This window comes from Ruegeria sp. E5 (genome assembly GCF_056534105.1).
The window spans coordinates 136,645-152,637 of the sequence record NZ_JBQFPA010000001.1; the positions used below are offsets into that span (position 1 = coordinate 136,645).

Here is a 15,993-nt window from a genome sequence, read left to right on the forward strand (position 1 = left end):
CGCTAATCCAGCGCGACCTCTTGCCGTAGTTTTCCGGTTGTCTTGTCGAAGATCAGAATCCGATTGTCCTCGGTCACGACCGCATACCAGTTGTTGCCGATGGTCAACGCTTGCGCTTTTGCGCCGTCCGGAAGTTCGATCTGGTCGGGCAGCTTCGGAGTGCGGTCCGATAGGCGGATGACAATCAGGGCGAATGTCACTAGAACCCCGCCAATCATTACCGCGGTCAACAGCATGACCATCCGCCGCAGCAGTCGAAGCTGCGGTGTTTCCTGCGGTTCCTGAGGTTCGGAAGGGACAGTCATGGGCACCCGCCTGATAGAGTTTCATATCGCGGCCGCTCCGCCGCCCCGCCTTGATAAGGCGCTTGCGCGGGATGTGCCAGCGGAAGAGAACCTGTCGCGCACCCGGCTGGCCCGACTGATCAATGAGGGTGCCGTCACCGTTGATGGCGTCGCCGTAGAAGACCCCAAAGCTAAGATAACCGAAGGCGCGCAGATTGGGATCACCGTGGCCGAAGCCGAAGATAGTCATATCGGCGCTGAGGATATCCCACTTGAAGTCGTCTATGAGGACGACGATCTGATCGTGATCAACAAACCAGCAGGGATGGTCGTGCATCCGGCGCCGGGCTCGCCGAATGGTACGCTAGTCAATGCGCTGCTGCATCATTGCGGGGATGATCTCTCGGGTGTTGGGGGCGTCAAGCGCCCGGGCATCGTGCACCGGATCGACAAGGAAACCAGCGGGTTGCTGGTTGTGGCGAAATCGGATGCGGCGCATCACGGGCTGGCTGCCCAGTTCGAGGCGCATAGCGTCGAGCGCTACTATCGCGCGATCTGCTATGGTGTGCCGGATGCCAATGACCCTCGGTTGCGTGGGATCAAGGGTGTTAGCTTTGAGCCGGGCAACATCATGCGTCTGACGACACAGCTGGCACGGCACAAGACCGATCGACAAAAGCAGGCTGTGCTGTTTCACGGTGGGCGCCATGCGGTAACGCGCGCACGGATTGTCGAGGTTTTTGGAACGCCGGGCAGCCTCTCTCTGATCGAATGCTGGCTTGAGACGGGCCGAACGCATCAAATCCGTGTCCATATGGCCCATGCCGGCCACGGGCTTGTCGGAGACCCGGTTTACGGCGGAAAGCGCAAACTGGCTGCGCGGTCATTCACGCCTGAGGCCGCCGAGGCGGTGCAGGCTTTCCCCCGCCAAGCTCTGCACGCAGCAGTGTTAGGCTTCGAACACCCGGTTTCGGGCCAGGTATTACGTTTTGAAGCCCCGCTGCCGCAGGATATGGCGGACCTGCTGGAAAATCTCAGAAAACCACTGAAATAAACTGCAAAGGCTTGTGAAAAAGGCCTTTTCAGCTTTCCTTTACATAGGGTTAATCTCAGACTGTTAACAGATCCTCTTGAATGTATCGGGTCTGGTACCCATATCCCATGTTAAGGGCTTAAACATTTGTCCAAGGGGCAGAAAATAAATGGCAAATTACTCAAATCTTCCAGCGCCGACACCCGAGGGTGGGCTGAACCGCTATATGCAGGAGATTCGCAAGTTTCCTCTGCTGGAGCCGGAGGAAGAATATATGCTGGCCAAGCGCTGGGTCGAGGAACAGGATACCGAGGCCGCGCATAAAATGGTCACGTCACACCTGCGTCTGGCGGCCAAGATCGCCATGGGATATCGCGGTTATGGCCTGCCGCAGGCCGAGGTGATTTCTGAGGCCAATGTGGGCCTGATGCAGGCGGTCAAGAAATTCGACCCCGAAAAAGGCTTCCGGCTGGCGACCTATGCCATGTGGTGGATCCGCGCTTCGATCCAGGAATACGTCCTTCGGTCGTGGTCGATGGTGAAACTGGGTACAACATCGGCGCAGAAAAAGCTGTTCTTCAACCTGCGTAAAGCAAAGGCACGCATTGGCGCGCTGGAAGAGGGTGATCTGCGTCCTGAAAACGTGGCCAAGATTGCAGAAGACCTCGGAGTGACAGAGGAAGAAGTGATCAGCATGAACCGTCGGATGTCCGGTGGCGATGCTTCGCTGAACGCGACCGTGGGGTCCGAAGGCGAAGGCACCATGCAGTGGCAGGATTGGCTGGAAGATGAAGATGCCGATCAGGCTGGTGACTACGAGGCGCGCGATGAATTGGAAGCCCGGCGCGAATTGCTCGCTGCTGCGCTGGATGTTCTGAACGATCGCGAGAAAGACATCCTGACTCAGCGCCGTCTGATGGACCAGGCTGTTACGCTGGAAGAGCTGAGCACGCAGTACAATGTCAGCCGTGAACGTATTCGTCAGATCGAAGTGCGCGCGTTTGAGAAGCTTCAAAAGAAGATGCGTGAGCTTGCGCGCGAAAAAGGTATGCTGGGTTCAAACTAACCCCAGACTGATATCAGCCCGCCATATGAGCGGGCTGATTTTTTTTGTTATGCGAAAATGAAATCGGACTCGGACAGGTGGCTTGCCCAGACGCCTGACAGATAGATGCTGTCTCCGTCGTCCAACTCGATCTTGGTCCCGAAGCACTTACCGTCGATATCGTCTTCGATGTCCTCAAAGCTGTTGATGCCATCATATTCGGACAGGTCGATCTTGTCCTTGCCGACGCGGAAATCGACAATCCAGTCGTGACCGTCGCCTTCATCGAATACAAACGTATCCTTACCGCGCCCACCAAAGAGTTTGTCATTGCCTTCGCCGCCGTCGATGATGTCTTTCCCACGACCTCCGAAGATTTTGTCATGGCCTTCATCGCCACGCAGAATATCCTTTCCGCGCCCCCCGAAGATTATGTCGTTCCCGGCACCGCCAAGCGCCACATCATTGCCCGAGCCGGTGTTGATCACGTCATTGCCACCATCACCGTGAACAAAGTCTTTGCCGCGTCCGGTAAAGATGAATTCATCGCTGCTGACACCCAGGATAAAGTCCGTGTTCTTTTTGCCCAGAATGCCCGACACCGAGACGGGTAGAAGTACGCCGTCAAGTACGTGAATGATACCGTTTGACGCATCCACGTCGAACGCGATCAAGCCGGGATCGTCGATGCCCGGATCGGCATCGCCCAGACTGGGGGGATCGCTTTCAAGGTTCAGTTCGACTGACGACCCAAGCAGAGTTTGGATTTCAGCCCCGTCGCCTAAACCGACCACTGTGGTGCTGTCGAACTCACCATCGACCACGTGATACTTCAAAATGTTGGTTAGCAAAGGGATAGGGTCTCCGCCGCCAAGCAGGGTGAGCGCCTTGATGATGTGGCCCAAAGCCCCGGCCTCGTCATCCCCTTGATACCCAAGTGTTTGTGCCAGAGTAATAAAGGCAGCGTCATTTGGGGCAAAGACGGTCAGTTCTGCCTCAGGATTGTCCAGCGTTTCCGCCAGCCCGGCTGCAATCACCGCTTCGCGGAGAATGTCGAAATCCTGATTGTCGCTGTCAAACGTTCCGGGATCACCGCTTTTTAGCACTGTTCCTGTAATGGTATGTGTTGCTGGCATTTCAGTAAGCCTCCCACCCTGTTTGCCGTTGCTCCGGATGTTGCCAGAGCACCTTCCGAGCATGATTCAGTCGATGTTTGAGCTACGGCGGCAGTATTAGACTGGATCAACAAAACTGATTTGCGAGGGCAGGTTTGACGCCGATCGATTTTAGATTATCGATATAAAGTATAAGGTTATCGGGGTTTTTTAATCTCATCAAAAAATTTACCGAGGCGTATGATTTTCAAATAGATAGAGAAAGGACTGACTTATTGGCAGGTGGTTGATAAACAGATCAGGAACTGAATTACATTGAGCTCGCCGTGAGTGGGTTACATCAATTTTTGGGGGGGCGCATGCATAAACCGGTCAATTGGGGTGTTCTGGGTGCAGCCAGATTCGCACGACAACACATGGCGCCCGCCATCCATGCGGCAGAGGGCGCGCGGCTGGCGGGGTTGGCGACCTCGGATCCGGCCAAGGCCGAGCCCTTTGCCAGATATTGCCCTGATTTGAATGTCTACAACAGCTATAAGGCATTGCTAGCCGATCCTGAGATTGAGGCGGTGTACATCCCGCTGCCCAACCATCTTCACGTCGAATGGAGCCTGAAGGCGCTGGATGCGGGCAAGCATGTGCTGTGCGAAAAGCCGATGACCATGCGGGCCGATGAGTTTGACGCGCTGATCGCAAAGAGGGACCAGACGGGTTTGCTGGCTGCCGAAGCATATATGATCGTGCATCACCCTCAGTGGCATCTGACCCGTAAACTGATCGCGGACGGAGCGATCGGCCGGCTGGTCCATGTCACCGGGGCGTTCAGCTATGACAACCAGGCGGACACGGGCAACATCCGCAACCGTGCGGAAACCGGTGGGGGCGGGCTGCGTGACATCGGGGTGTATGTTATCGGCAGCGCTCGGTTTGCGACTGGGCAAGAGCCGGTCTTGGTCAGCGGTGCGATCCGGTGGGAAAATGATGTGGATGTCTTCACCGAAATACGCGCGCAGTTTCCCGAATTTACCTATTCCGCCTACGTCTCAACACGCATGCATCCACATCAGGAAATGGTGTTTCACGGAGAAGGTGGCATGATCCGTCTGACTGCTCCGTTCAATGCCCGTGTGTTCGGCGAGGCGCGGGTTGAACTGCACCGACCGGGCCTTGAGGTTCTGGTGCCCCGGTTTCCTGCGGACAACCACTATCAATTGCAGGTCGAAGCGTTCTGCCGATCGGTTCGCGAAGGGGTTGAATATCCCTGTTCGTTGGAATTCGTGAGGGGCACACAAGAGGTTATCGATCAGGTCTTTGACGCCGCCGTTTCGCTCTAGCTTGCCACGCCTGTGGTGTCTCGCGTATCCTGTCCCGACCGGATCAGGAGGGCTAAATGGCGGGCGGCTGGGCGCGCGATGGCGCGGTGAGTGAACAGATCGAAGCGTCGATTTCAGATGAACTGGCGCGGATGCAGGCGCAAAAGCGACCTGTGGGCGAAAGCCTGACCCATTGTGCTGAATGCGAAGAACCGATCCCCGAAAAACGCCGCCTTGCTCTGCCCGGCGTAAAGCTGTGCCTGGATTGCCAGCAAGAGCGTGACAGCAGCTTCAATTCCCGCGGCGGGATCAATCGGCGGGGTTCGAAAGACAGTCAGTTGAAATAACGCGAGGAGCACCCGGTGAAGGATCAGCCGCAGAGATCAGTACTGCAAAACGGGTTGGTTCTTGGGTTCCTAGCCGCGTTTCTATGGGGCACGCACAGCGTTATCGTGCGGTACCTGACCAGTGATCTCGGCGGGTTGCAGATTGCCGTATCACGCCTGTTCATCGCTGCGTTTGCGATTTACTGCATGCTGCGGGTGATGGGCGCACGGGTTTCAATCCAGTACAGGGATTGGAACTTCCGGCTGGCGGTGTTGTCGACGGTGGTGAACTATATCCTGTTCCACATAGGTTTGGAACATACAGGTGCTGCTAATGCGATGGTGCTTGAGAATACCGCGCCGTTCTTCGTGTTGATATTTCTGTATTTCTTCGCGGATACCACCGTTGGCCGGACTGATGTATTGGCAACCCTGCTGGCGATCCTCGGTGTGTTTCTGACCGTCTATCGGGATTTTAAAGGCGGGGGAGAGCCCCTGCTGGGCGATCTGATGGAAATCGGGGCGGGACTTAGCTGGGCGGTGTTCCTGATTTCCAGCAGCCGCGCGATGCAGTCATCGGAGACCACTGCCGAAAGGTTGAACTTCCTGTTTGGCATCTTTTTGTGTTCGGGCGTTTTGCTGGTGCCACTGGCGGCTTTTTCTATTCAGATGCCGACCGCAAACGACGTGATCTTCTTGATCCTTCTGGGCGTTTTACCCACCGCGCTTGCCTATTATCTTTGGTACGAGGCCGCCGCCCGCGTGTCGACATTGACGGCGACGTTGCTATTCGCCGCCTCGGTTGTGTTTACCTTTGTCAACTCGGCACTGTTTCTGGGCGCAACGATCACACCGCTTTCGATTGTTGGCGCGGTATTGATTGTCACGGCCATTTTCGTGACGACGATGAAATCAGCCAAAGAGAAATGAGGCAGCCATACAGGCTGCCTTTCAACATCAGCTTTCCATCGCTTCCAGTTCGTCAATAAAGCCCGAGATCATCGACAGGCCTTTGTCCCAGAACTCGGGATCACTGGCGTCCAGTCCGAACGGGGCCAGAAGCTCTTTATGGTGCTTGGAGCCACCGGCACGCAGCATTTCGAAATACTTGTCCTCGAACCCGTCCGCACCGCTTTCGTAAACCGAATAGAGCGCGTTCACCAAGCCGTCGCCAAACGCATAGGCATAGACGTAGAACGGTGAGTGGACGAAGTGCGGGATATAGGCCCAGAAGGTCTCGTACCCGTCCATGAATTCGAATGCGGGGCCAAGGCTTTCAGCCTGAACGCTCATCCAAAGGGCGTTGATGTCGTCTGGTGTCAGCTCGCCCTCACGACGGGCGGCGTGCAGTTTGCATTCGAAGTCGTAGAAGGCGATCTGGCGAACGACTGTGTTGATCATGTCCTCGACCTTACCGGCCAGAAGCACCTTGCGCTGCTCCGCTGTCTCGGCCTGATCCAGCATTTTGCGGAAGGTCAGCATTTCACCAAAGACCGAAGCAGTTTCGGCCAAGGTCAGCGGGGTCGATGAAAGCATCTCGCCCTGATCGGCGGCCAATACCTGATGCACCCCGTGGCCCAATTCATGCGCCAAGGTCATCACATCGCGCGGTTTGCCCAGATAGTTGAGCATCACGTAGGGATGAACTTCGGTCACGGTGGGATGCGCAAAGGCGCCAGGCGCTTTGCCGGGCTTCACGGCCGCATCGATCCAACCCTTCGAGAAGAAGGGAGCTGCGATCTCACCCATCCGAGGATCAAACGCGTTATAGGCGTCCATCACCGTCTTCTCGGCCTCGGACCAATCGACGATGCGGGTGTCCTCCATCGGCAACGGAGCATTACGGTCCCACACTTGCATCACGTCCAGACCAAGCCATTTGCGTTTCAGTTCGTAGTAACGATGGCTTAGCTTGGGGTAGGCGGCCACAACAGCCTCGCGCAGGGCTTCGACCACTTCGGGCTCGACATCGTTCGACAGGTGACGACCGGTCTGGGCAGATGGCATTTTGCGCCAGCGATCAACGATCTCTTTTTCTTTGGCCTGCGTGTTATGAACGCGCGCGAAGGTTTTGATGTTGCTTTGGAAAACGTTGGCGAGTTCGCGCGCTGCGGCTTCACGCTTGGCGCGATCCTGCTCGGTCAGCAGGTTCAGCGTACCTTCGATGTTCAGCTCTTCACCATCGACGGTGAAGGTCAGGCCCGCGATTGTTTCGTCGAATAGGCGTTCCCACGCGTCGCCGACAACGCCGAGGTCGTGCAGGAATTTTTCCAACTCATCAGACAGTTGATAGGGTTTCATCGCGCGAATGCGACGGAACACGGGCTCGTATCGCGCCAGATCGGCATTGGCGGCAAAATGAGCAGCCAGCGCGTCATCGTCGATGCGATTCAGTTCCAGCGTGAAGAACACCAGAGGCGTGGTGAAGACGGTGATCTTCTCCTGCATGTCAGACAGGAACTTGGCGCGATCCGCGTCGGTGGTCAGTTGGTAATAGCGCAATCCGGCAAAGGACATGATCCGCCCGGCGATGGCGTTGATCTTTTCGTTGCGCAGCACGCAGGTCAGTAGTCCAGCTGCGTCCAATTCGGCCAGCTTACCCTCATAATCTGCGGCAAAGGACGCACATTCGCCCTCCAACCAGTCCAGATCGCGTGCCAGTTCGGGTGCATCTTCCGAGGCATAGAGGTCCGTCAGATCCCATTCCGGCAAATTGCCCAGATCATCGGCACCGCCGCCTGCATTTGCATCACGGACGGGAAAGGGAAGGTCGCGCATGGAACACCTCGAATAAACTGCGTTGGCAAACATTTAGGCGCGGCACGTCCGGATCACAAGCAAGCTGTCTGGCCAAACCTTAATGACAGGGCTCGGGTTTTGGTTTCGCCGCGGCTGCCGCGAAATGTGCAGCAAGTTGATCAAAGACCGGCCCGCGCACCTCGGGTGCCTCCATCAGAACTTCGTGTTCGCCGTCGGGGATCTCGACCAGAGTACCGCTAGGCCAGTTGGCCATACGTGCCCGAATGGCCTTGCGGTCTACGATCTGTTCATGGCTACCCAAGAAGGTCAGGGCAGGGATCTCGGGCGCGGTCTGCTCCATCAGCCAGGTGCATTCATCCAGCGCCTCGCGCAGCCAGATGGTAGACGGTGCGCCCAAAGCAAGTTCAGGGTGTGCGGCCAACTGATCCTGCATCATTCGGTACATCGCCGGATCGCGTGTCAGCACGTTTCCTTCGAAGGGCTGTGAGGCCACATAGCTCTCTAGCGTGGTGGTGGGCGGTGTTTTCTCGCCCAAGCCCAAGCGTGGCCCCCAATAGGCAGTTAGCTGGCTGAGCGGCTTCATGATTGGTGTAAAGAAAATCCCCCACATCGGGCCCGTAAAGGCGCAGGCCGCAAAATCAGCCCCCTCCAGAACGGCGCGAAGCCCTATAGCTCCGCCCATGGAATGGCCTATGACGTACCAGGGCTTGGGCAACTCCAGTTTTTCGGCCAGTTTCAGTATTGAGCGAACGTCGTGCTGGTAATCGGTGAATTGTTCGATATGACCGATCCGCGGATCATCCAGCAGGCGATCTGCAAGCCCTTGCCCGCGCCAATCGACCGCGAAGCTTGCAAAGCCCCGGTTCACAAATTCCTTGGCGGTATCACCATATTTTTCGATGTATTCCGTGCGACCGGGGAACAGCATCACCGTGCCGTGCGTATCGCCTCCGGGCAGCCAATGTGCCACGCGGATACGTTTGCCATCTTCGGTGATCAGCCAATGCGCCGCACCATCGGCAGGGCCGCCGGCCACGTCTTCGAATAAGGGGGCCGGCGAAAACTCCATCAGGCCAGCACCGAGGCGAGTTTCATGGCAATACCCATGTCTCCGTCAACGCTCAGCTTGCCGGACATAAACGCACCGGTTGGGTTCAGGTCACCGCTGAGAATCTGTTCAAAGGTGTCCGCATCGGCGCTGAGGGTCACATCAGCATCTTCGTCGCTTACCCGCGCACCGCTTGCATCCAGAATGATAGAACCCAGATCGGCAATGGCAAATTTGGCTGACGCATCGAAATCGCCGCCCGACAGTTTCTCATTCAATGCCGCCGCGGCTTTTTCCAGAATATCGCTCATGGTCTTCCTCATATTGTTCATGCGCCGTGAATGGACATCCCCGGTCGCTACGCTACACTGAACATTGTTATGGGTATTGCAATCACCAATCTCAAACGTACCGTCGCGGCACTTGCCGTCATAGTCACGTTTTCCACCAGTTGCATCGCGCAGCAGGCGGATTCGCGGGACGAGGCATCACTGTTGCAGCAACTGGCGCAATCGACGCCCGAACAGGCCATCGGATTGGATCGGCAATTGCAGGCGCTGTGGTCACAATCAGGTTCGGCTTCGGCGGATTTGCTGTTGGAACGCGGACGCGAAGCGCTGGATGATGGGGATGTCGAGGCCGCGCTTGATCATTTGACGGCGCTTACCGATCACGCACCCGAATTTGCCGAGGGTTGGCATGTGCGCGCTTCGGTTTTCTTCGGCATTGACAGGTTTGGCATGGCTGCGGCGGATCTTGAACAGGCATTGACCCTGAATCCGAACAACTACGACGCTATCTACGGCCTTGGCCTCATCTTTGAGATCGTGGGCAAGCCAGAACAAGCACTTGAGGCCTATTCACGTGCGCTGGCTATACATCCCCATCATGAAGAAGTAACCAATGCCGTGAATCGGCTGAAGCCTCAGGTTGAAGGCAAGGCGCTGTAAGTCTTAGGGCGCAGGGGGCAAAGGTGAGCGGGTCATCCCGAATCGTGGCCGTACTTGGCCCGACGAACACAGGTAAAACTCACTACGCGATTGAACGTATGCTGGGGTACCGGACCGGTGTCATCGGTCTGCCGCTGCGGCTGCTCGCGCGCGAAGTCTATGACAAGATTGTCGCTATTCGCGGTCCGTCTGTGGTGGCGCTGGTGACAGGCGAGGAACGGATCGTACCGCCGCGCACCCAATTCTGGGTCTGTACAGTTGAGGCGATGCCAGAAGGCATGGGCACTGATTTTGTGGCGATTGACGAAATTCAGCTTTGCGTGGACCCCGAACGCGGCCATGTCTTTACTGACCGCCTGTTGCGGTCGCGCGGCACCAATGAAACGCTATTCCTCGGCTCTGACACCATGCGCGGCCCCATCGCGGCCCTTGTGCCCGAAGCGCAGTTCATCCGGCGTGAACGGATGTCTCAGCTGGTCTATTCCGGTTCGAAAAAGATCAGCCGAATGCCTGCGCGCAGTGCGATCGTCGGATTCTCGGTCGACAATGTCTATGCCATCGCCGAGCTGCTTCGTCGCCAAAAGGGCGGGGCGGCGGTCGTCATGGGGGCGCTTAGCCCTCGCACGCGGAATGCGCAGGTTGACCTCTATCAAAATGGTGAGGTTGATTATCTGGTGGCTACGGATGCCATCGGAATGGGGTTGAACCTGGATGTGAACCATGTGGCGTTCTCATCTCTGACCAAATTTGATGGCCGCCGAATGCGGCCTCTGGCCCCCAACGAGTTGGCCCAGATCGCAGGACGGGCCGGGCGCGGAATGTCCGACGGCACCTTTGGTGTGACCGGCGAGGCCCCGCCGCTGGACGAAGGCGTGGCGCAGGCGATCATGGACAGCCGCTTTACGCCGATGAAAAAGCTGAACTGGCGGAATGCCGCCCTCAGGTTCGGCTCGATTGACGCACTGATCGACTCGCTTGAGGTCAGCCCAGACAATGAGTACCTGATCAAAGCGCGGCCAGCTGACGATCTGAACGTCCTGAAATCTCTGTCCCAAGTCACCGAAGTCGTTGCCCGTGCCAGCGATGGACCGTCGATCCGTTTGCTATGGGATGTGTGCAGAATCCCCGATTTTCGTGGCATCAGCCATGCCGAACATGCCAGCCTGCTTGAGGTGATCTATGGCCATCTGCATGAGCGCGGAAGTATCCCCGATGATTTCATGGCGCGGCAAATCCGCCGTATCGACCAAACCCATGGCGACATTGATGCATTGTCCAAAAGGTTGGCATATATTCGCACTTGGACATATGTTGCGCAACGAAACGGTTGGGTGCGTGACGAATCCCATTGGCGCGAGGAAACGCGCACTGTAGAAGACAGGCTGTCGGACGCTCTTCACGACCGTTTGACTCAGCGATTTGTGGACCGGCGCACGTCAGTGTTGCTGCGCCGGCTCAAACAGAAGGAGGCCCTTTTGGCCGAAGTAAATGACAAGGGTGAAGTGACCGTCGAAGGTGAATTCGTCGGTCGTCTGGAAGGGTTCCGGTTTACCCCGGACAAAAGCGCGCAGGGGACTGAAGCGAAAGCCTTGAAGTCAGCCTCTCTGCAAGCACTCGCGCCGCAATTCCATCTGCGTGCCGATCGCTTCTACAATGCGCCCGATACCGAAATTGATTTCACCGATCAGGGTGGCCTGATGTGGGGCGAGTATGCCGTGGGCAAACTTGTTGCCGGTGTCGAGCCTCTCAAGCCTGTGGTCGAGGTTTTTGTCGATGAGGCCGCCGGGCCGGACGTGGAACAGAAGGTTCAGCGCCGCCTGCAGCATTTCATCGACCGCAAAGTGGCAGCCCTGTTCGAGCCGCTGCTGAACCTGTCGCGGGATGAAGAATTGACGGGCCTGGCGAAGGGCTTTGCCTTCCGTATGGTCGAGTCGTTGGGCGTGCTGCCCCGTGTGCAGGTTGCGCAAGAGGTCAAGGATCTGGATCAGGACGCCCGTGGTGCGCTGCGCAAACATGGCATCCGGTTCGGTCAATTCACCATCTTCATGCCGCTGCTGCTGAAACCCGCGCCAACGCGCCTGCGTCTGGTACTATGGGCATTGTCCGGCGGCTTGCAGGAGTTCCCCGAAGCACCACCTCCGGGTCTGGTTACCGTTCCGGTCGCCAAGGATGCGCCGCAGGGCTATGACACCATGTGCGGCTACCGCGATGCGGGCGAACGCTCAATCCGGATCGATATGCTGGAACGGCTGGCCGACATGCTGCGGTCCGAGGATAGCCGCGGTGGGTTCGAAGCCAAACCCGACATGTTGTCGATTACCGGCATGACCTTGGAACAGTTTGCAGACCTGATGCAGGGACTGGGTTACAAGGCCGAACGCGGCGAACGTGAGAAGGCCAAGCCGGTCCCCACGGAGCAGCCTGTGGCGGAAGCCGAGGAACAACCTGTCTTCGATGAGACACCGACCGCAAATGCCGAAGCGGATGACGTCGGTATAACCGCCGAGGCGTCAGCCGAAGCCTCCGAAAGCACCGAGGCGGCAGCAGAGGTTACGGCCACTGAGAAATCAGCAGAGTCCAAATTGGATGAGCCCGAAATTGAGGTGTTCTACACCTTCACTTGGGGGCGCCAACGTCAGCAAAACCGTGGTCCGCGTCGCGAGCAGGGGCAGGGCAAGGGCAAGCCGCGTGGTAAACCTCAGGGCAAGCCGCATGGCAAGAAGGGGGGCAAGCCTCAGGGCGCCAAGACCTTCTCGTCACGGCCACCCAAAAAGGAAAAGGCAATCGATCCCGATAACCCGTTTGCGGCAGCGTTGATGGGTCTGAAGGACGGCAACTGATCCGCGATGGCCGAGGCCAAGCTGCGGATCGACAAATGGTTGTGGCAGGCGCGGTTCTTCAAGACCCGTAGCCTGGCCGCCAAACAGGTCAGCGGCGGCCATGTGCGTCTGAACGGAAATCGGGTGCTGAAACCGGCGCAAGCCGTGGCACCCGGAGATGTCCTGACCTTTCCGCAGGGGCGTATTGTTCGGGTTGTACGTATCGAAGCGCTTGGCGTGCGTCGCGGCCCGGCCCCCGAGGCGCAAGCTTTGTACTTCGATATGACCGAAAAGCAGGACGTATCGCCCAAGAATCCTACGTTTGAGGGAAAAGGTCGTCCAACCAAGAAAGAAAGACGCGCGCTTGATCTTTCTCGCATCCCAAAGGGGTGATCTGACCTTGAAGCGGCGGTCAGACTGGATTAGCTAGTCGCCAAAGCGCAAACGGGAAATCCAACATGACCTACGTTGTCACCGAAAACTGCATTGGCTGCAAATACACCGACTGTGTCGAGGTTTGTCCGGTGGATTGTTTCTACGAAGGTGAAAACACATTGGTCATTCACCCCGACGAATGCATTGACTGCGGTGTCTGCGAACCCGAATGCCCCGCCGACGCCATCCGCCCGGACACCGAGCCGGGGATGGAGCAGTGGGTCGAGTTCAACCGGAAATACTCGGAAATGTGGCCGGTGATCGTGACCAAAAAAGACCCCTTGCCCGAGGCCGAGGAACGCGACGGCGAAGAAGGCAAGATGGAAAAATATTTCTCGGAAGCCCCCGGCGAAGGCGGTTGACCGATTCGGCAGCCGGTTACCGTTCATTTGGCATCAATCTGTGCATTAATTAGTTGAGGTAGAAAGGGAATTTCCCATTTACCTTGGCGCGGTCTTTTGAGTGTCGCAAATTTGTGATATCCTAGGGACCGAATGATGACTGTGATTGGGATGTGCTCCGTAAGTATGCTCGCTTTGGAGTTCTGAATTTATGACAAATAAGCCGCCTGACGGGGCCATGCAGGGCCTCGGCTGTGGCGCTTTTGTCGTCTCATATCCCGATCAGAAATGAAGGATGAATATGAATGTCGAAATCGAAAAAGCTTGAGTTCCGCCCGAACGATTATGTCGTCTACCCGGCTCATGGCGTAGGTCAGATCGTATCAATCGAAGAGCAGGAAGTTGCAGGCTTCTCGCTTGAGCTGTTCGTGATTTCTTTTGAAAAAGACAAAATGACCCTGCGCGTGCCGACTAACAAGGTCACTGAATCGGGGCTTCGGTCGCTCAGCTCACCGGATGTGATCAGTCAGGCAATGAAGACGCTGAAGGGCAAAGCCAAGGTCAAGCGTGCCATGTGGTCGCGCCGGGCGCAGGAATACGAGCAAAAGATCAACTCGGGTGACCTGATCTCGATCGCCGAAGTGGTCCGCGACCTGCACCGCACCGACGACCAGCGCGAGCAGAGTTATTCCGAACGTCAGCTGTACGAAGCCGCGCTGGAACGTCTGACACGCGAAGTGGCCGCAGTTTCTGGCGCCGATGAGATTTCGGCTGCCAAACAGGTCGATGAGGTTCTGACCTCACGCGCAGCCTGATCGCGTTCAAGCCAATTTAAGGGTCGTCCCGATATCCGGGGCGGCCCTTTTTCGCGACTAGGCGCTTGGTCTTGTGGTGTGTGTCGGGTATTTTTCTGTAACTGCAGGAAGATACGGGGACATGATGAAGCAAACTGTCAAGTTTCTCTACATCAGCCACGAGCCGGTCTCGGTCTGGTTTCGCTATGGGCTGATCCTGTTCGATATCGCCTCGATCATCTTTTTTGTCTCCACGGCGAATATCCCGCATGGGCCTGGGCTGACGGCGGCAAGTTTGGGTGTCGGGCTGATCATCCTAATGGATTTCTGCGCGCGGATGTGGATTTCCAAAGACCGCTGGAAACTGCTGCGCCAGATTTACACGATGGCAGACATCGTTGTGATCGTGTCGCTGCTGCTTGACCCGTTCCTGACCGGCAATCTCGCGTTCTTGCGGATATTGCGCGCATTGCGGCTGATCCATTCCTATCATCTGCTGCGGGATTTGCGCCGAGATAGTCCTTTCTTTCGAACCCACGAAGACGCGGTGATTGCGGCGATCAATCTGATGGTCTTTGTTTTTGCAACCTCGACTGCAGTACTGGTCTTTTTCGTCCCCGAAGATGCGCAGACCCCCTATATCGACGCGCTTTATTTCACTATGGCGACCCTGACGACAACGGGGTTCGGAGATATCACGCTGGGCACACCAGCTGGAAAGCTGTTTTCCGTTTTCATCATGGTTGTTGGCGTGGCGTTGTTTGTCCGTCTGGCGCAGGCAATCTTCATGCCGCAGAAAGTGCGCTACAAATGCCCAAGCTGCGGCCTGTTCCGGCACGATCCGGATGCTGTGCATTGCAAACACTGTGGCGCGACGCTGCGCATTGAAACCGGTGGGGCGTCTTAGATTGAGGCTGTCAGCGCCAGGAGGAAGGTGATTTCCGAGGTCTGCTGCGTGGCCCCCAGAATATCACCGGTTTGGCCACCGATCTTGGTCTTGGCGATGCGAGCGACAAAAGCCGCTGCAAGCAGGGCGCAGAGCATCGGCGTGATGGCTGATCCACCCAGCAGCAATAGCGACAGGACGATAGCCAGCACGATACCGGCCAGCACCGCAGACAAGGGGGGCGCACCAACCGAATGGCTCAGCCCCGATTTGCGAGCGTTGGGTAGCGCGCGCATCAGCACGGGCATCACGGCGCGTGAGAACAGGCAGGCGGCCAATATGCCCGTCAACAGACCCGCACCGATCAGTGCCATGACAGCAGCAATTCGAAGCAGTTGGCCCAGCAACAGGGCCAGTACGCCGTAAGTGCCGATATGGCTGTCCTTCATGATCTCCAGTCGACGTTCGGTTGTGAAGCCGCCCCAAAGCCCGTCGGCCGTATCGGCTAGCCCGTCTTCGTGCATCGCTCCGGTTGCGATGATCAACGTGGCGACCAGCAGGGCGGCGGTGGCAAGGGTTGGCAGCTGCGCCCAGATTGCAATCCAGGCGACGCCGCAAGCCAGCGCCCCCACAACAAGCCCGGCAAGGGGATGGGCCCAAGCCGCACGCGACTGGCGGGTGAACGCTTGATCGGGCAGGGGTGGCAGGGGCAGGCGCGTCAAAAGGACCAGAGCCAGCGGGATATCCCACAGGGAAAACGGGGCGGTGTCGTTTTTGGTCACTCCCAGGCCTTTCCGGGTCTTGTTGCTTTGCCAGCATTGGTTAAACACACACAACCACTCTG

17 protein-coding genes are annotated in these 15,993 nt (G+C 57.2%); 11 read left to right on the forward strand and 6 right to left on the reverse strand.

What is annotated here, in order from left to right; translation table 11 throughout:
- Window positions 1-2: 2 nt before the first annotated feature.
- On the reverse strand, window positions 3-305 hold the full coding sequence (locus tag ACR0BI_RS00725) for a DUF6476 family protein (protein ID WP_170563212.1): 303 nt from the start codon (window positions 303-305) through the stop codon (window positions 3-5).
- On the opposite strand from ACR0BI_RS00725, the gene ACR0BI_RS00730 reads away from it, so the two are divergent.
- Window positions 304-1,338, forward strand: a complete 1,035-nt coding sequence (locus ACR0BI_RS00730) for an RluA family pseudouridine synthase (RefSeq protein ID WP_170817634.1) — start codon at window positions 304-306, stop codon at window positions 1,336-1,338. The two genes, ACR0BI_RS00725 and ACR0BI_RS00730, sit on opposite strands and share 2 nt — an antisense overlap.
- 148 nt (window positions 1,339-1,486) lie before the next feature.
- Complete coding sequence (gene rpoH, locus ACR0BI_RS00735) at window positions 1,487-2,383, forward strand: RNA polymerase sigma factor RpoH (RefSeq protein WP_170393423.1); 897 nt, start codon at window positions 1,487-1,489, stop codon at window positions 2,381-2,383.
- A 47-nt stretch (window positions 2,384-2,430) separates the two neighbouring features.
- Here the strand turns inward: rpoH and ACR0BI_RS00740 are convergent, their stop codons facing one another.
- Window positions 2,431-3,498, reverse strand: a complete 1,068-nt coding sequence (locus tag ACR0BI_RS00740) for a fasciclin domain-containing protein (protein WP_480561711.1) — start codon at window positions 3,496-3,498, stop codon at window positions 2,431-2,433.
- 338 nt (window positions 3,499-3,836) lie between these two features.
- On the opposite strand from ACR0BI_RS00740, the gene ACR0BI_RS00745 reads away from it, so the two are divergent.
- The 3 genes from ACR0BI_RS00745 to ACR0BI_RS00755 are packed head-to-tail and all read left to right on the forward strand — an operon-like array spanning window position 3,837 to window position 6,046.
- Complete coding sequence (locus ACR0BI_RS00745) at window positions 3,837-4,811, forward strand: Gfo/Idh/MocA family protein (RefSeq protein WP_480561709.1); 975 nt, start codon at window positions 3,837-3,839, stop codon at window positions 4,809-4,811.
- A 56-nt stretch (window positions 4,812-4,867) separates the two neighbouring features.
- Window positions 4,868-5,137 (forward strand): DksA/TraR family C4-type zinc finger protein, encoded by a 270-nt coding sequence (locus tag ACR0BI_RS00750; protein WP_480561707.1) that lies wholly within the window; start codon window positions 4,868-4,870, stop codon window positions 5,135-5,137.
- A gap of 15 nt (window positions 5,138-5,152) precedes the next feature.
- Window positions 5,153-6,046 (forward strand): DMT family transporter, encoded by an 894-nt coding sequence (locus ACR0BI_RS00755; RefSeq protein WP_480561706.1) that lies wholly within the window; start codon window positions 5,153-5,155, stop codon window positions 6,044-6,046.
- A 27-nt stretch (window positions 6,047-6,073) separates the two neighbouring features.
- Here the strand turns inward: ACR0BI_RS00755 and ACR0BI_RS00760 are convergent, their stop codons facing one another.
- The 3 genes from ACR0BI_RS00760 to ACR0BI_RS00770 form a co-directional block, all read right to left on the reverse strand.
- Window positions 6,074-7,894 carry a M3 family oligoendopeptidase gene (locus ACR0BI_RS00760; RefSeq protein ID WP_170626041.1) on the reverse strand — a complete coding sequence of 607 codons (1,821 nt, stop codon included), beginning with the start codon at window positions 7,892-7,894 and terminating at the stop codon, window positions 6,074-6,076.
- A 79-nt stretch (window positions 7,895-7,973) separates the two neighbouring features.
- A complete protein-coding gene (locus tag ACR0BI_RS00765) occupies window positions 7,974-8,945 on the reverse strand; it encodes an alpha/beta fold hydrolase (RefSeq protein WP_480561704.1) in 972 nt (323 codons plus the stop codon).
- A complete protein-coding gene (locus ACR0BI_RS00770; RefSeq protein ID WP_170393409.1) occupies window positions 8,945-9,235 on the reverse strand; it encodes an SCP2 sterol-binding domain-containing protein in 291 nt (96 codons plus the stop codon). The genes ACR0BI_RS00765 and ACR0BI_RS00770 overlap by 1 nt, the downstream gene beginning before the upstream one ends.
- 30 nt (window positions 9,236-9,265) lie before the next feature.
- On the opposite strand from ACR0BI_RS00770, the gene ACR0BI_RS00775 reads away from it, so the two are divergent.
- The 6 genes from ACR0BI_RS00775 to ACR0BI_RS00800 all read left to right on the forward strand — a co-directional run bounded on the left by ACR0BI_RS00775 (window position 9,266) and on the right by ACR0BI_RS00800 (window position 15,170).
- Window positions 9,266-9,874, forward strand: a complete 609-nt coding sequence (locus ACR0BI_RS00775) for a tetratricopeptide repeat protein (protein WP_480561703.1) — start codon at window positions 9,266-9,268, stop codon at window positions 9,872-9,874.
- A gap of 23 nt (window positions 9,875-9,897) precedes the next feature.
- Window positions 9,898-12,714, forward strand: a complete 2,817-nt coding sequence (locus tag ACR0BI_RS00780; RefSeq protein WP_480561702.1) for a helicase-related protein — start codon at window positions 9,898-9,900, stop codon at window positions 12,712-12,714.
- 6 nt (window positions 12,715-12,720) lie between these two features.
- A complete protein-coding gene (locus tag ACR0BI_RS00785) occupies window positions 12,721-13,086 on the forward strand; it encodes an RNA-binding S4 domain-containing protein (RefSeq protein WP_480561700.1) in 366 nt (121 codons plus the stop codon).
- A 65-nt stretch (window positions 13,087-13,151) separates the two neighbouring features.
- Window positions 13,152-13,490: a ferredoxin FdxA gene (fdxA, locus tag ACR0BI_RS00790; RefSeq protein ID WP_010439399.1), complete on the forward strand. Its 339-nt coding sequence runs from the start codon at window positions 13,152-13,154 to the stop codon at window positions 13,488-13,490.
- Window positions 13,491-13,774: 284 nt separating this feature from the next.
- Window positions 13,775-14,284, forward strand: coding sequence for a CarD family transcriptional regulator (locus ACR0BI_RS00795; protein WP_010439402.1), 510 nt, complete (start codon window positions 13,775-13,777; stop codon window positions 14,282-14,284).
- 124 nt (window positions 14,285-14,408) lie between these two features.
- Window positions 14,409-15,170: an ion channel gene (locus ACR0BI_RS00800; protein WP_170406404.1), complete on the forward strand. Its 762-nt coding sequence runs from the start codon at window positions 14,409-14,411 to the stop codon at window positions 15,168-15,170.
- On the opposite strand, the gene cobS is transcribed toward ACR0BI_RS00800, so the two are convergent.
- Complete coding sequence (gene cobS / locus ACR0BI_RS00805) at window positions 15,167-15,931, reverse strand: adenosylcobinamide-GDP ribazoletransferase (protein ID WP_480561699.1); 765 nt, start codon at window positions 15,929-15,931, stop codon at window positions 15,167-15,169. The genes ACR0BI_RS00800 and cobS overlap by 4 nt on opposite strands.
- Window positions 15,932-15,993: the final 62 nt, after the last annotated feature.

What these genes read in the sequence shown, in the direction of transcription:
- ACR0BI_RS00795 (WP_010439402.1), top strand. Translation starts at nt 13,775, where the DNA reads ATGTCGAAATCGAAAAAGCTTGAGTTCCGCCCGAACGATTATGTCGTC.
- ACR0BI_RS00775 (WP_480561703.1), top strand. Translation starts at nt 9,266, where the DNA reads ATGGACATCCCCGGTCGCTACGCTACACTGAACATTGTTATGGGTATT.
- fdxA (WP_010439399.1), top strand. Translation starts at nt 13,152, where the DNA reads ATGACCTACGTTGTCACCGAAAACTGCATTGGCTGCAAATACACCGAC.
- ACR0BI_RS00760 (WP_170626041.1), bottom strand. Translation starts at nt 7,894, where the DNA reads ATGCGCGACCTTCCCTTTCCCGTCCGTGATGCAAATGCAGGCGGCGGT.
- ACR0BI_RS00745 (WP_480561709.1), top strand. Translation starts at nt 3,837, where the DNA reads ATGCATAAACCGGTCAATTGGGGTGTTCTGGGTGCAGCCAGATTCGCA.
- rpoH (WP_170393423.1), top strand. Translation starts at nt 1,487, where the DNA reads ATGGCAAATTACTCAAATCTTCCAGCGCCGACACCCGAGGGTGGGCTG.
- ACR0BI_RS00785 (WP_480561700.1), top strand. Translation starts at nt 12,721, where the DNA reads ATGGCCGAGGCCAAGCTGCGGATCGACAAATGGTTGTGGCAGGCGCGG.
- ACR0BI_RS00725 (WP_170563212.1), bottom strand. Translation starts at nt 305, where the DNA reads ATGACTGTCCCTTCCGAACCTCAGGAACCGCAGGAAACACCGCAGCTT.
- ACR0BI_RS00765 (WP_480561704.1), bottom strand. Translation starts at nt 8,945, where the DNA reads ATGGAGTTTTCGCCGGCCCCCTTATTCGAAGACGTGGCCGGCGGCCCT.
- ACR0BI_RS00740 (WP_480561711.1), bottom strand. Translation starts at nt 3,498, where the DNA reads ATGCCAGCAACACATACCATTACAGGAACAGTGCTAAAAAGCGGTGAT.
- ACR0BI_RS00750 (WP_480561707.1), top strand. Translation starts at nt 4,868, where the DNA reads ATGGCGGGCGGCTGGGCGCGCGATGGCGCGGTGAGTGAACAGATCGAA.
- ACR0BI_RS00730 (WP_170817634.1), top strand. Translation starts at nt 304, where the DNA reads ATGGGCACCCGCCTGATAGAGTTTCATATCGCGGCCGCTCCGCCGCCC.
- ACR0BI_RS00770 (WP_170393409.1), bottom strand. Translation starts at nt 9,235, where the DNA reads ATGAGCGATATTCTGGAAAAAGCCGCGGCGGCATTGAATGAGAAACTG.
- ACR0BI_RS00800 (WP_170406404.1), top strand. Translation starts at nt 14,409, where the DNA reads ATGAAGCAAACTGTCAAGTTTCTCTACATCAGCCACGAGCCGGTCTCG.